General features: G+C 61.7%; 12 protein-coding genes. 6 read left to right on the top strand and 6 right to left on the bottom strand.

Translation table 11 applies throughout. From position 1 onward, the window contains the following. Window positions 1–197 precede the first annotated feature (197 nt). The 5 genes from pdxH to dinG all read right to left on the bottom strand — a co-directional run bounded on the left by pdxH (window position 198) and on the right by dinG (window position 7914). Window positions 198–845 (bottom strand): pyridoxamine 5'-phosphate oxidase, encoded by a 648-nt coding sequence (gene pdxH, locus QF045_RS09330; protein ID WP_306491949.1) that lies wholly within the window; start codon window positions 843–845, stop codon window positions 198–200. A 27-nt stretch (window positions 846–872) separates the two neighbouring features. Continuing rightward, window positions 873–2000: an OmpA family protein gene (locus QF045_RS09325; protein ID WP_306491948.1), complete on the bottom strand. Its 1128-nt coding sequence runs from the start codon at window positions 1998–2000 to the stop codon at window positions 873–875. Window positions 2001–2142: 142 nt separating this feature from the next. Beyond that, window positions 2143–3288, bottom strand: coding sequence for a serine hydrolase domain-containing protein (locus tag QF045_RS09320; RefSeq protein ID WP_306491947.1), 1146 nt, complete (start codon window positions 3286–3288; stop codon window positions 2143–2145). 83 nt (window positions 3289–3371) lie between these two features. Then, window positions 3372–5681, bottom strand: coding sequence for a beta-galactosidase (locus QF045_RS09315; RefSeq protein WP_306491946.1), 2310 nt, complete (start codon window positions 5679–5681; stop codon window positions 3372–3374). An 88-nt stretch (window positions 5682–5769) separates the two neighbouring features. Beyond that, a complete protein-coding gene (dinG, locus tag QF045_RS09310; protein WP_306491945.1) occupies window positions 5770–7914 on the bottom strand; it encodes an ATP-dependent DNA helicase DinG in 2145 nt (714 codons plus the stop codon). Between the two features lie 99 nt (window positions 7915–8013). Between dinG and QF045_RS09305 the strand changes: the two genes are divergently transcribed. After that, window positions 8014–8478 carry a CopD family protein gene (locus QF045_RS09305; RefSeq protein ID WP_306491944.1) on the top strand — a complete coding sequence of 155 codons (465 nt, stop codon included), beginning with the start codon at window positions 8014–8016 and terminating at the stop codon, window positions 8476–8478. A gap of 102 nt (window positions 8479–8580) precedes the next feature. Here the strand turns inward: QF045_RS09305 and QF045_RS09300 are convergent, their stop codons facing one another. Then, window positions 8581–9339 (bottom strand): collagen-like protein, encoded by a 759-nt coding sequence (locus tag QF045_RS09300; RefSeq protein ID WP_306491943.1) that lies wholly within the window; start codon window positions 9337–9339, stop codon window positions 8581–8583. Window positions 9340–9513: 174 nt separating this feature from the next. Between QF045_RS09300 and QF045_RS09295 the strand changes: the two genes are divergently transcribed. From QF045_RS09295 to QF045_RS09275, 5 genes are all read left to right on the top strand, one after another. Beyond that, window positions 9514–10011: a DUF6231 family protein gene (locus QF045_RS09295; RefSeq protein ID WP_306491942.1), complete on the top strand. Its 498-nt coding sequence runs from the start codon at window positions 9514–9516 to the stop codon at window positions 10009–10011. Window positions 10012–10015: 4 nt separating this feature from the next. Further along, on the top strand, window positions 10016–10486 hold the full coding sequence (locus tag QF045_RS09290) for a YchJ family protein (protein WP_306491941.1): 471 nt from the start codon (window positions 10016–10018) through the stop codon (window positions 10484–10486). A gap of 21 nt (window positions 10487–10507) precedes the next feature. After that, window positions 10508–10990, top strand: coding sequence for an LEA type 2 family protein (locus QF045_RS09285; protein WP_306491940.1), 483 nt, complete (start codon window positions 10508–10510; stop codon window positions 10988–10990). Continuing rightward, on the top strand, window positions 10987–11187 hold the full coding sequence (locus QF045_RS09280; protein ID WP_003189235.1) for an SEC-C metal-binding domain-containing protein: 201 nt from the start codon (window positions 10987–10989) through the stop codon (window positions 11185–11187). Before QF045_RS09285 ends, QF045_RS09280 begins: the two co-directional genes overlap by 4 nt. 223 nt (window positions 11188–11410) lie before the next feature. Continuing rightward, on the top strand, window positions 11411–13852 hold the full coding sequence (locus tag QF045_RS09275; protein ID WP_306491939.1) for a penicillin acylase family protein: 2442 nt from the start codon (window positions 11411–11413) through the stop codon (window positions 13850–13852). The last annotated feature ends 56 nt before the right edge of the window (window positions 13853–13908 follow it).

Below are 13908 nucleotides of genomic sequence, written 5' to 3'. Positions count from 1 at the left end.
GAGCCAGGCAGAAAAGTGCTTTCATTCAGCCTGAGTACAGGCTGTCGGCACCACAAAAATCGACGAGCGGTAGCTAAACCGAACCATGCCATAGCGTGCTTGATCAGTGTAGCCATATAGCCGAAAACGCCGAAATCTCTTGCATAGAGACTTCGGCGCGAAGGGCATGATTCAGCTGAGATGACGAAAGGAAACGCTCAGGGCGCAAGACGCTCGCGCGTCCATTGGCCCGCTTGCAGGCGATAGTTGAGGCGATCATGCAGGCGGCTGGCGCGGCCCTGCCAGAACTCGATGCGCTCGGGCAACAAACGATAGCCTCCCCAATGCTCGGGGCAATCGGGTTGGGTATCGCTGAAACGCTCTTCGGTTGCCTTGAGCAGTGCCTGCAGTTCTTCGCGATCACGAATGACCTGGCTCTGCGGCGACGCCCAGGCACCCAGACGGCTGCCCAAAGGACGCACCTGATAATAAGCATCCGACTCTTCAGGCGTGACCTTGACCACCCGCCCTTCAATGCGCACCTGGCGCTCGAGGGTCGGCCAGAAAAAGGTCATTGCTGCGAACGGGCGCGCCGCCAGTTGTTCACCTTTGGCGCTCTGATAGTTGGTAAAGAAGGTAAAGCCCTGCGCATCCAGGCCCTTGAGCAACAGGATGCGACAGTGCGGCCGACCGTCCTGGTCGACCGTGGCCAGGGTCATGGCGTTGGCCTCCACCGGTGCCGGCTCGGTTTTCACCGCATCGGCGAACCATTGGTGGAACAAGGCAAACGGTTCGTCCGGGGCCTGGGCCTCGCTCAAACCGTCCCGTGTGTAGTCACGGCGCATATCGGCCAGTGCCTGGGTCATGCGGCGTTATCCTTCTGGTTCAACGGATCAGTTTTTCGCCTGGTCGTTACTCGCCGGTGCGGCCGCCTTGGCTTTGGCCGCAGCTGGTTTCTTGGCCGCAGGTTTGGCCGCAGCCTTTTTAGCGGCTGGCTTGGCGGCGGCTTTCTTGGCTGGCGCTTTCTTCGCAGGCGCTTTTGCCGCAGGAGCCGGTGCGGGAACATCCTGCACGGCAACCATCTCAGCCACAGGCGGGGTCTTGCCCGAGTTGTACTTGCTCAACAGCGCCAACATCGTTGTACGCTGAGTGAACATGATTTCCATGCGACGATTCAGCGCACGGCCCGGAGCGCTGTCGTTGGCGGCACGTGGCATCAAGTCGCCCATGCCCCGCAGCATCAGGCGATCCTGCTTCAAACCGCTGAGGCTGAAAATCGAGGCAATCGACTGCGCACGTTCCTTGCTCAACGCTTGGCTGGCCGGAGCGCTACCGGTGGCATCAACGTGACCCAGAACCAGTACGGCGGTCTTTGGATCCGCTTCAACGGCCTTGGCAACGCGAGTGAATGGGCCCAGGGTTACCGGCAGCAGCATGGCCGGGCGTTTCGGGTTGTAGGAACCGTCCACCGGGGCGATCACCACCAGGACGTTGTCACGACGCTCCAGTTGCAGGTTGCTGTCCTTGATGGCGGCACGCAGGCGCGGCTCGTAATCGTCCAACCAGGCCTGGGTGATTTTCGGATCAGGCATCTGCACGTTGGTCACGTCGACCTTGGCCAATGGCTTTGGCTTGGTATCGAACGGCCACCACCAATGGGCTTCAGTGTCGGTCTTGGCCACGGTCGGCGCTGGAGTGGCTGCCTTGAGGTCTGCTTTCAGGTCGGCCTTGTCGTCGGAGGCCTTTTCATCAGCGCTCTTGGTGGAGAATGGCCACCAGCTGGAGCCTGTGTCGGCCTTGGCTGCCGGAGCAGAAGCAGCGGCGACGGGTGCGGCAGGCTTGGCGTCGGCAGCAGGCTTGGCGTCCGGCTTGGCGTCGTTTTGGGTCACTGCGTCCTTGGTAGCAGCCTTGTCTGATCCAAATGACCACCAATGCCCACCTTCGGCATCATTCTGTGGAGTTTGTGCACAACCCGTAATAGTGAGGCACAGCGCCAGTGCCAAGGACTTGTTCGATAACATGAGATATCCACAAAATGAGAAAAAACCAGGGGGGCCAGATGCCCCGTTAAACCGACGCTTAAGAACATTGAAGTTACATCATTGCGTTCAGCGTCTTCTTATACGTGTCTTTGTAACAAAAAATTGTGAAACAGCAAGGGGTTTATAGACAACCGGCCAATATTCCGACCAACTTCTGCGCCCGTGGGTCCATAAGTACATAGGGCCCCAAGGTATTAGTCACAAAACCGAACGCTACATCATGTTCAGGGTCGGCAAACCCGACCGAGCCACCTGCTCCGGGATGCCCGAACGCGCGTGGGCCAAGGCCGAAGGTAGCATTGGGCAACTCAGGTTGATCCAACATGCAACCCAGGCCGAAACGGGTTTGGGTCAATAAGGTTTTATCCGGCCCGATACTGTGTTCACGCGTCAATTGTTCGAGCATGTCGCTTTCCAGCAAACTACCGTCCAATAAGCCGCTATAAAACCCAGCCAGACTGCGCGCATTACCGTGACCATTTGCCGCTGGCTGCTGCATGCGCCGCCATTCGGGTTTATTAGTGCTGGTCAGAATAGACGGCGGATTGGCAAATGCACGCGTAGTCATTGCCGTGGGTTCGCGCATCATTACTTGAAGTAACCGTTGTGCCGCTGCATCGCCCATATTGCCTTTGCTGCGGGCTATATGGGCGACACGATAAAACTCTTCATCCGCCAGGCCCACGTGGAAATCCAGCCCCAACGGCCGCGCCACCCGCGCCACGATCGACTCTCCAGGCCCGCGCCCGTCGGCACGGCGCAGCAGTTCACCGACCAGCCAGCCATAGGTGATCGCCTCGTAGCCATGGCCCTGGCCGGGTGTCCACCACGGCGCTTCGGCCGCCAGGGTGTTGACCATCAATTGCCAGTCGTACAAGGCTTCGGTGGGCAGCATCTCGCGGATCGCCGGCAACCCGGCCTGATGGCAGAGCAACTGGCGCAGGGTAATGGCCTCTTTGCCCGCCGCCGCGAATTCCGGCCAGTAATCGGCCACGGGCGCGTCCAGCTTCAGCTTGCCCTCGGCCACCAGTTGCAGGGCAGTGACCGCCGTAAAGGTCTTGGTGCAGGAGAACAGATTGACGATTGTGTCGCTGTGCCAGGCTTCGGCGCCGTCCTTGTCGGCGGTGCCGGCCCACAGGTCGACAACCGTCTCGCCGCCGACCTGGACACAAAGCCCGGCACCGCGCTCTTGAGGGTCATCGAACAAGGCGGCGAAGGCTTCACGTACCGCTTCGAACTGGAGCTCGTAATGACCCTGAATCTGCACCTGAGCGACCTCAAAAAAACATCATGAAAAGTGGCCGACATTGTTCCAGTCATTAGGGGGTTTGTGAACCCGTCAACGACGAATCAATGCCCATTTCCAGAGTGCCCGCCCGCGTGCCCGGCGCCCTGGCCCGCGCCTTTGCCTGCCTGGCCTGCTCGGCCACCTTCGCTCTCACGCGCCGCGCCGGCCGCCTTGGCTTTTTCCGCCGCCTTGCCGAGCTGGTCGACCGCCGCGAGATTGCTCTTACGCACGCTGTCGACGAAGCCCTGAAACGGCACATCGGTAATGCCCACGAGGCCAAAGTGGCCGTTTTCACCGTCCAGCAAGCGGCCGGTCACCGGCTGGTCCAGGTACTGGAACCAGTGCACGCCAACAATCGATGGCTCCGCCATGGCTTGGTTGAGGAACGCAGCGTAGGCCGCGCCCCGTTCTTCTTCTGTGGCCAACTGCGTCACCCCGCCCCAGAACGGGCCACGGTCGGTCGAGCCGAAATTGAATTCGGTGATCAGCACCGGTTTGTCCAGTGCGCGCAGGGCGGCAAAGTCATAGCCGTCCTGAGGTTTGAGGGTATACATGTTGAAGCTCAGCACATCGCAATACTGTGCGCAGGCTGCCACTGCTTCAGGGGTGCTCACCGCATAACGTCCACCCAGCAGCAACTGATTGGGCGCGTGCCATTTGAGCGAGTCGGAGATGGTCTTGAAGTAGGCGTCGGCGAAGGTCTTCTGGAAATATTTGAAGTCGGCTTCAATTTCAGGGTGCTCGGGATTCGGCATCGGCGGCTCGAAACCTGGGTCTTCCATCAGTTCCCAGCCCGCCAATTGGATACCCCAGGCTTTCGACAGCCCTTCCTCGTTGCGGTACTTGTCGCGCAGTTGCTTGAGGAAGGCTCGCTTGGCCGGTACGTCGGTGGTCATACGCAGGGTGCCGTAGGCCAGGGCGTAACGGGATTTCGCGTCGTCGCCTGGGCCGGCCCAGGCCAGTTCGTTGTCGGCAAAGAAGCCGATCAGCCACGGGTCGTCGCGGTGATCGCGAGCGGCAATGGCCACCGCGCGTTCAGTGGCCATGGCAAACCGTGGGTCGAACGGGTCGGGCATGCCGCCCCACCAGTCGGTGCCGGTACTGATGCTGGCGTAATCACCCACAATCGACAGCGGCAAGGTGTAGGGCACGCGGTCGGCCGTGGCCAGGTCAGGGTCGCTCCAGTTGCCGACGGTATTGAAGCCCCAGGCTTGCAAACGGTCGAGGGTGTGGGTCATCCAGCGTTTCTGGTCGACTCCGTCGGAGCCGGTTTCCTTACCGTATGTGCGCTGCAGGTTGGCACCATAGAAATCATACCAACGCCCCGCGCCAAAACCGCGCCCCTCGCCCGCCCCGTTGCCGGTACGGTTATCGCCGCTGCCGTAATACTTATCGAACGGTTCACCCGCCTTGGGCAACGCGGCAAACATCCACTCGCGCCCGGCCACGTAGGTTTGGCTGTTGTCCGGGGCCACGGTATTCACTCCCAACGAGTAGAACGGGTGACCTTCCGGCGTGATCAGGTACCAGCGACCGTCGCGCTTTTCAGTGCGAAAGAAACCGCTGGCGTCGAACGCCGGGCCTTTGTTCCAGCCGCCGTACTGGTCCAGCGAGGACTTGTCACGCTCGGCAAGCCACACCTTCAGCTGTTGCTGCTCCTTGGCCGCCGCGGCCTTGAGCTGTTCGTCGGTGCTGACCTTTTCCGGCCAGCGCGCACGGGTCGACTGGCCGTAAGCGTCCACCAGTTCGCTGTAGGCCGCCTTGATCACCGGCTCGCTGTCTTGCACGCCAAAGCGCTCCAGCAGGATGCTCTGGGCAGCATTCGGTTTGATCATAGACAGCGTCACCGACACCACCTGGTTGCGGTCGATTTCCCCGCCGCTGGCGGCCAACAGCACACGCTGGCCATCCACAGTCATCGGCATCGGCGGGCCGGCCTTCATGCCCTGGGTCAGCGGCGAGTTGGCTTGCAGCGGCACGAGCAAGGTCTGCGCCGGGCCGGCCGGCAGGTCGATGCGGCTGACCAGGGTCTTGCCGTCGGCGCTTTGTACTTTGACGTAGAGGGTCAACGCCCAATTCATGGCGCTCTGGATACGCAGGCTCATGGCGCCCGATTGCGACCAGTCCCACACGCCGGTCTGCGGGCTGAGCACCAGGCTCGGCTCGGCCGCCGGGTTGAAGGTGATACGGCGCAGCACCTCGCCTTCGGGGGTTTGTTCGGCGTTGTATTGCGGCAGGCTGGCGTCCTGGGTCGCCACTTTGACCACATCAGCGGGCCGGACGAAGTTGAACAGGGTTTGTTGCCCGGCAGGCGCGGCCATCAAGGGCGCAGCGAACAGCAGGGCAAAAAGAGCGGGCAGCGTGCGAATCATACGAACAAGGTTCTCCCAAACGGCCGATGACTGGCCTGATGACATACATGAGATAGACCACGAAGTGGGCGAGTTCGCCCACGGTGGCTTAAGAAATTTCGCGCCTGAACGGCGGCAAGGCATTCAGGATTGCCTTGCCATAGCGCTGGGTGACCAGGCGGCGATCGAGCAAAGTGATGGTGCCCCGGTCCTGCTCGGTGCGCAGCAAGCGCCCGCAGGCCTGCACCAGCTTCAAGGAAGCATCGGGCACCGAGATTTCCATGAACGGGTTGCCGCCTCGGGCTTCGATCCACTCGGCCAGCGCGGCCTCGACCGGGTCATCCGGAACCGAAAACGGAATCTTGGCGATCACCACGTGTTCGCAGTAGGCGCCAGGCAAGTCCACGCCCTCGGCAAAGCTTGCCAGGCCGAACAACACGCTGGAATCACCGCCATCGACGCGCGCCTTGTGCTTGTTCAAGGTTTCCTGCTTGGACAGGTTGCCCTGGATAAACACTTGTTTACGCCAGTCGCGGTCAAGGCCGTCAAATACGTCCTGCATCTGTTTGCGCGACGAAAACAGCACCAGGGTGCCCCGCGAACCTTCGACCAGCTCGGGCAGGTCGCGGATGATCGCCGCAGTGTGCGCCGCCGCGTCCCGAGGGTCGGCCTTGAGGTCGGGCACCCGCAGTACGCCAGCGTCGGCATGATGGAACGGGCTCGGCACCACTGCAGTGACGGCTTTTTTCGGCAGGCCGGCGCGCATGCGGAAGCGGTCGAAGGTGCCCAGGGCGGTCAACGTGGCCGAGGTCACCAGGCAGCCGTAGGCCACGTTCCACAGGTTGCGGCGCAACATTTCAGCAGCGAGGATCGGGCTGGCATTGACCTCGATATCGAACAGCGCACCGCTTTCCGACAAGGTCAGCCAGCGCGCCATGGGCGGGTTGTCTTCCGGGTCTTCGACGGTGAACGCCGTCCACAACTCCCAGTTGCCCTGAGAACGAGACAGCAGGCTGCCGAACAGCGGGTACCATTCTTCGGCCTGGTTGCTGGCGATGCCGATATTGACCTCGCCATCCATGCCTTCCTTGAGCAGGTCCGTGAGACGGGTGAACAGGTCGGTCAGGCGTGAAAAGCCCTTCTTCAGTTCAATGCCCATTTCGCGCATATGCTCAGGGATCATGCCGCCCACAAACCGGTGACGCGGCCGCTCACGGCCTTCCACGTCTTCGCCGGGCTTGAAGTCGGCCACCTGCTCGCAGGCGCTGAACATGAACTGCTGCTGGGTCTTGATATCACGCGCCAGCTCAGGCACCTGTTCGATCAGCTTGCCCAGATCGCCCGGCAGCGGATGCTGGGCCAGCAGCTTGGTGAGGTTCTTGGCGGTGGTTTCCAGCCAGTCGGCGGTGGAACGCAACCGGGTGTAATGGGCGAAGTGGCCGATGGCCTTGTCCGGCAGGTGATGACCTTCGTCGAACACATACAGAGTGTCGCGCGGGTCCGGCAGGACGGCACCGCCGCCCAGGGCCAGGTCGGCCAGCACCATGTCGTGGTTGGTGACGATCACATCGACCTTGCCCATGCCTTCGCGGGCCTTATAGAAGGCGCACTGACCGAAGTTGGGGCAATGGCGGTTGGTGCACTGACTGTGGTCGGTGGTCAGGCGCGCCCAGTCGGAGTCTTCAAGGGCGGTGGGCCAGCTGTCGCGATCGCCGTCCCATTTATTGCCGGCGAGTTTCTCGATCATACTGGTAAACAGCTTCTGACTGGCCTCATCGACCTCGATCTTGAAGCCTTCTTCTTCGAACAGCGATGCCGTGGCGGTCTGCGCGTGGCCTTCCTGCAGCAATACGTCGAGCTTGGACAGGCACATATAGCGGCCACGCCCCTTCGCCAGGGCAAAGGTAAAGCTCAAGCCGCTATTGCGCATCAGGTCGGGCAGGTCCTTGTAGACAATCTGCTCCTGCAGTGCCACGGTCGCCGTGGCGATCACCAGGCGCTTGCCCGCAGCCTTGGCGGTAGGTATCGCAGCCAGGCTGTAGGCCACCGTCTTACCGGTACCGGTGCCGGCCTCGACGGCCACGACCGCGGGTTCGCCCTCGCGGCGGCCCTCGTCGTCCGTGTCGATATCCCCGAGGACTTTCGCCACTTCGGCGATCATCAGGCGCTGGCCGTAACGCGGTTTCAAGCTCTTGGCTTCGAGAAAACGCGAATAGGCGCCCTGGATCGTGGTTTTGAGTTCAGTGCTGATCATGGATAGTCGGGCGCAAAAAACGCTGGATAAATTTTCAGTGGTTCGGATCGGCCGCTATCATACCCCGCTAATTAATCCCGCGCAGAACGGAGTACCACAATGACCGCGTTTAGCCTCGCTTACACCCTGCATGTACTGGCCGCTTTGATCTGGGTCGGCGGTATGTTTTTCGCCTGGATGATCCTGCGCCCCGCCGCCATGGCGGCACTTGAGGGCCCTGCCCGGCTGAAGCTGTGGGCAAATGTGTTTCAACGTTTTTTTGTCTGGGTGTGGGTGGCGGTGCTGATTTTGCCGATCAGCGGTGTCGGCCTGCTGCACTTGCGTTTCAACGGCTTTGAGACCGCGCCGCGCTATGTGCAGGTGATGATGGGCTTGTACCTGGTGATGACGGCGCTGTTTATCCGCATTCAGGCGTTGAAGTTTCCGGCGCTGAAGGCGGCGGTGGCGGCTGAGGACTGGCCGGCAGGTGCGGCGGCACTGGGGCAGATCCGCAAATTGGTGGGGGTTAACTTGATGGTGGGGTTGGTGGTGGTGGCGATTGCTTCGGCTCGGCCGATGTTCTGAGCAAATTTGTAGACAGCTATCGGGAGCAAGCCCCCTCCCACATTTGGAATGCGCTCCCAAGGTGGGAGGGGGCTTGCCGCCGATGGCGGTCTACCAGGCGACTCAAAGCCTTTGAATGATCACAGACCCCGCAGGCCCAACCGGCCCCGGCTGCCCCTCTAGCCCCGGCCGGCCTTTTTCGCCGCCGTCGGCGCGGTACACCAGGCAGCCCTTGGACTGCCCGCCCTTGCCAGGTTTGCCCGCTACACCGGCCAAGCCACCGGCACCGCCGTCCACCCAGACCTTGATCCGCTCGCCAGGAAAGTCCTGGGGCAGCTCGACACGCACCGCTGCACCCGCCGCCCCCGGCAGGCCATTGCCGCCGTTGTCGCCATTGAATCCACGCCCTGCCGAACCCCACGTGCACCCTGGGTCTTCGCCGTTAGCGCCATCCAGCCCCGCATACCCTTGAGCACCGGCGCCGCCACGAGCATCCACCGACAGTTCTTCAGCCGTCAGCGAATCGATACGCAAGGTCAAGTCACGCCCGGCCTTGGCGGGTTTTTCATGGGTACCGGGCGCACCGCGCGATGTGATCTGGCTGCCGTGCTCCAGTTCAGCCTGGCGCACCTGCAGCTGCAGCGCGGTATTGCCAGGGACAATCGCGATGCGCGCGTCACGCCCCAGATGCAGTTGCTCCACCGAGATCTGGCTGATGGTGGCAGGAATCAGCAGGGTGCCGTAGTCCGCCACGTCCAGGCGCTCCAGCTGCAACACGCTGGTGCTGCTGGGCAAGCGCATCAACGAGTTGGTCTCGACACTGACGCTCTGGGCCAGGGCAACGGGGCTGACCAACAGGGCCAGCAGAAAAACCTTACGCATCATGGGGCTCCCGAGTGTTTTCAAATTTTTCTTTGGACGCACAGTAACGACTTCCACGGGCGATTTGCCAGTGAAGGATCAAAAAACTTCAGACACCCGCGGTATTGGCGGTAATGCGCTAGGCCCGCACGCCCAGCCGCGCTAGTCTCTACGGTCCTGATGTGAGGATCTGCAATGACCGCTGGAATTTCTTCCCGTACGCCCCAGCAAGCACTGGCTGCGCTGCTGGACCTGCACGCCCCCAAACGCCTGTTGTTGTTGGGCGCCAGCCAGTTTCCCGCGCTGGATGCGTTTAAAGCGGCGCATTCCGAGGTGCTCGTCAGCGTGGCCCCACCTGGCCCGCTGCCTGCCGAACTGGCGGCGCAGCGTTTTGACCTGGCGCTGGTGGTCGATTGCCTTGAACACCTGCCCAAACCCCAGGGTCTGACGTTGCTGGGTGGCATCCGCAACCTAAATGCCAGCCGTATCGCGGTGCTGGTGGACCTGGCCGCCTGCGACTGGAAGGACACCGACTTTTTCTCCCTGGCCCTGCAGGCCGGTGAGCGATTCCAGCGCGATGAGCAGGTGCTGACACTGTTTACCTACGATCTGCTTGACTATAAACAAGTACCGGACTGGCTCAACGCCCGCTTCTGGGCCAACCCGGAAAATTTTGGAAAGTATTGGTGGTAACCCCATGAGCACATCCATTTGCCCCTGCGGCAGTGGCACCCTGCTGGACGCCTGCTGCGGCCATTACCACGCCGGCCACCCGGCCCCATGTGCCGCGGCGCTGATGCGTTCGCGTTACAGCGCTTACGTGCTGGGCCTGGTGGACTACCTGGTGAGCACCACCCTGCCGGCGCAGCAAGCAGGCCTGGACCGCAACGCCATTGCCGCCTGGAGCGCCCAAAGCACCTGGCTCGGCCTTGAGGTGGAAAGCTCGGAAGTCTTCGGCGGCCAGCCGGAACACGCTTTCGTCACCTTCACCGCGCGCTGGCACGACAGCACTGGCGAACATAGCCACCGTGAACGCTCTTCTTTCGTACAGAACGAAGGGCGCTGGTACTTCATCGATCCGACGGTGGAGGTGAAGGCCGGGCGTAATGATGTATGTTTGTGTGGCAGCGGGCAGAAGTTCAAGAAGTGCTGCTCCAGCTACTTTTAACAACCGGACAGGATAACGCCAATGTTTCGCACCTTCAGCTTGATGCTGGCGTTAACCCTGAGTCTGACCGGCTGCGCCTCGTGGTTCGAAGACGATGCGCCGCCGCCCCACGTATCACTGGTCAACGTCGAAGTGGTGCGGGCCAAGCTGCTGGAGCAGAAGTTCAAGCTGTACTTTCGCGTGGACAACCGCGACGACGCCGACCTGACCGTGCGCGGCCTGATCTACAAGGTCACCCTGGGCGATCTGGTGCTGACTGAGGGCGAGTCCAACGAATGGCTGACCGTGCCGCCGCGCAGCCATAAAGTCTTCAAGGTCTCGGTGCGCACCAACCTGTGGCCGCGAATACGCGATGTGGTGCAAATGCTGAAAAATCCCGAACGCCCCGTGCCCTATCGCCTCGAAGGCGAGCTGAAAACCGGATTATTCATCGGTAATGACGTGCAGGTGGCCCACAATGGCGAGATAATCCCCGGCGATTTTATTCCGGAGCGACATCGATGACTCAGCAACCCCATGTCCATGGTCCTGACTGCAACCACGATCACGATCACCATGATCACGACCACGGGCATGTCCACGGCCCGAACTGCGGCCACGCTCATCAGGAGCCCGTGCGCAACGCGTTGAAAGACGTAGGTCGCAACGACCCTTGCCCATGCGGCAGCGAGAAGAAATTCAAGAAGTGCCACGGCGCTTAAGCCATTGAGCATCCAGTGTGGGAGGGGGCTTGCTCCCGATAGCAGTATGTCAGTCTGTATAGACATTGACTGAATGACCGCTATCGGGAGCAAGCCCCCTCCCACATTGGTTTGTGCATAAGCCCAAGTACTCACGCAATTACAAAACTCCCGCTTGCGTCGTTTCACCGCGCTCACTAACGTAGCGCCTTTAATGACGCTACCCCCCCGCAGGAGCTTTGCCATGGCCTCGCCAGCCCTTACACATTTTCTTCCCCGGTTCGGCGTTGCCGCGGCAGTGGCCAGTGCGTTGAGCCTGGCCGGTTGCCAGCTCCAGAACACCCAGGACACCCTGCCCCCCGTGGCCGGCGTACAGCCGATCAAGGGCCTCGCGCAAAACGTCTCGATACGCCGCAATGCCCAGGGCATGCCGCTGATTGAAAGCAACACCTTCCACGACGCGCTGTTCAGCCTCGGCTATGTGCACGCCAGCGACCGGATCACCCAGATGGTCACCTTGCGCCTGCTGGCCCAGGGCCGCTTGGCGGAAATGTCCGGCCCGGAGGTACTCGATGTCGACCGCTTCATGCGCGCGGTCAACCTTAAAAAGAGCGCCGGCGAGCTGTACAACGCCTCATCGCCACGCCTCAAGCGCTTCTTTGAAGTCTATGCGCGGGGCGTCAACGCCTACCTGTTCCGCTACCGCGACAAGCTGCCCACCGACCTGGCCCAGACCGGCTACAAGCCCGAGTACTGGAAGCCGGAAGATTCGGCGCTGCTGTTCTGCCTGCTGAATTTCAGCGAGTCGAGCAACCTGCAGCAGGAAATTTCTTCGCTGGTGCTGGCGCAAAAAGTCGGTGTCGACAAGCTCGCCTGGCTTATCCCCAGCGCGCCGGACGAAGCGATCCCGCTGGCCGAAGCCGACAAACTCAAGGGTGTGAACCTGAGCCAGATCACCGGCCTGGCCGGGTTGGACACGGTCAGCCAGCAGCTCAACAGCCTCAACGCCCTGGGCGTTACTACCTCTAGCAACTGGGCCATCGGACCGCAACGCAGCCGCAGTGGCAAAAGCCTGATGGCCAACGACATCGCGGCCCAGCCGCAAGCGCCATCACCCTGGAGCTATGTGCAAATCCGCGCCCCGAAATATCAGGCGGTCGGCGCGTCGATTGCCGGTCTGCCCACCCTGTTGTCGGGCTTCAACGGCAAGGTGGCGTGGAGCATGAGCGCGGTCAAGGGCGACACCCAGGACCTGTTCCTGGAGAAGGTCAAACGCCAGGGCAGCGCGTTGTACTACGAGAACAACGGTAAATGGCTGCCGGCCGGCGTGCGTAACGAGACCTTCTTCGTCAAAGGCCAACGCTCGATTCGCGAAGTGGTGTACGAAACCCGCCACGGTGCCTTGCTCAATAGCAGCCAGGCCCTCACCAGCGGTTTTGGCCTGGCCCTGCAAACCGCCGACTTGAAAGATGACAAGAGCCTGGATGCGTTCTTCGACCTGTCCCGCGCGCAAAACGCCGGCAAGGCCTCGGACGCCACCCGCGAAATTCGCGCGATTGCGTTGAACATGATCTTCGCCGACGCCAGCAACATCGGTTGGCAGGTCACCGGTCGCTTTCCCAACCGCCGCGAAGGCGAAGGCCTGCTGCCCTCGCCGGGCTGGGACACGCGCTTTGACTGGGACGGTTACGCCGACGCCATGCTGCACCCCTATGACCAGGACCCGGCTCAAGGCTGGATCGGCACCGCCAACCAGCGCACCGCCCCGCGTGGCTACGGCATGCAGCTGTCCAATTCCTGGGCTGCACCGGAGCGCAGCGAGCGCCTGGCGCAACTGGCCAATGCCGGCAAGCATGACAGCCGCAGCCTGATCGCCATGCAATACGACCAGACCACCACCTTCGCCGCCAAACTCAAGGGCATGTTCCAGGCGCCGGGCATGGCCCAGCCGCTGAAACAGGCCATCGATGCGCTGCCCGCCGCCGAACAGGCCAAGGCACGCGAAGCACTCGGACGATTGATGGCCTTCGATGGCCGCCTTGCGCCAACGTCCGCCGACGCGGCGGTCTACGAGCTGTTCCTGCAGGAAAGCGCCAAGCAGATCTTCCTCGACAAACTCGGCCCCGAACACAGCGCCAGCTGGAAAGCCTTTGTCAGCAACGCCAACCTGTCTTATGCAGCCACCGCCGACCATTTGCTGGGCCGCGAAGACAGCCCGCTGTGGGATGACACGCGCACGCCGCTCAAGGAAGACAAGCCGGCAATCCTGGCACGCACTCTGGCCGCTGCGATCAGCAGCGGCGACAGTTTGTTGGGTGCCGATCACAAGACCTGGCAGTGGGGCAAGCTGCACACCATCAGCTGGAAGAACACCAGCGGGCAGGTTATCCGTGGTCCGTTCGCCAGCGGCGGCGACCACAACACCCTGAATCCGGCGCCATACACTTGGGGGCAGGATTTCAACGTGAGCCAGACGTCGGCGCTGCGCATGATCGTCGACTTCGGCCAGCCGGAACCGATGATGGGCCAGGGTGGCATCGGCCAGTCCGGCAACCCGGCCAGCCCGAACTATGCCAACGGCATCGACCCGTCGCTCAAGGCGCAATACCTGAGCTTCCCGATGCAGCCGCAGAACTTTGACAAGGTGTACGGAAAAAACCGGCTGACCCTGACACCCGGCAAGTAACCCGGTTTTCTCAGAAGAAACCGAATCCAAATGTGGGAGGGGGCTTGCTCCCTCCC

Origin of the sequence: Pseudomonas sp. W4I3 (genome assembly GCF_030816195.1) — a bacterium.
Lineage (GTDB): Bacteria > Pseudomonadota > Gammaproteobacteria > Pseudomonadales > Pseudomonadaceae > Aquipseudomonas.
The sequence above is the reverse complement of the archived record's forward strand: the minus strand, read 5'-3'. Positions and strand labels throughout refer to the sequence as shown.

Bases quoted from the DNA above. Each gene is read 5' to 3' on its own strand.
- dinG (WP_306491945.1), bottom strand. From the start codon at position 7,914: ATGATCAGCACTGAACTCAAAACCACGATCCAGGGCGCCTATTCGCGT.
- QF045_RS09300 (WP_306491943.1), bottom strand. From the start codon at position 9,339: ATGCGTAAGGTTTTTCTGCTGGCCCTGTTGGTCAGCCCCGTTGCCCTG.
- QF045_RS09280 (WP_003189235.1), top strand. From the start codon at position 10,987: ATGACTCAGCAACCCCATGTCCATGGTCCTGACTGCAACCACGATCAC.
- QF045_RS09315 (WP_306491946.1), bottom strand. From the start codon at position 5,681: ATGATTCGCACGCTGCCCGCTCTTTTTGCCCTGCTGTTCGCTGCGCCC.
- QF045_RS09285 (WP_306491940.1), top strand. From the start codon at position 10,508: ATGTTTCGCACCTTCAGCTTGATGCTGGCGTTAACCCTGAGTCTGACC.
- QF045_RS09295 (WP_306491942.1), top strand. From the start codon at position 9,514: ATGACCGCTGGAATTTCTTCCCGTACGCCCCAGCAAGCACTGGCTGCG.
- QF045_RS09290 (WP_306491941.1), top strand. From the start codon at position 10,016: ATGAGCACATCCATTTGCCCCTGCGGCAGTGGCACCCTGCTGGACGCC.
- QF045_RS09275 (WP_306491939.1), top strand. From the start codon at position 11,411: ATGGCCTCGCCAGCCCTTACACATTTTCTTCCCCGGTTCGGCGTTGCC.
- pdxH (WP_306491949.1), bottom strand. From the start codon at position 845: ATGACCCAGGCACTGGCCGATATGCGCCGTGACTACACACGGGACGGT.
- QF045_RS09305 (WP_306491944.1), top strand. From the start codon at position 8,014: ATGACCGCGTTTAGCCTCGCTTACACCCTGCATGTACTGGCCGCTTTG.
- QF045_RS09325 (WP_306491948.1), bottom strand. From the start codon at position 2,000: ATGTTATCGAACAAGTCCTTGGCACTGGCGCTGTGCCTCACTATTACG.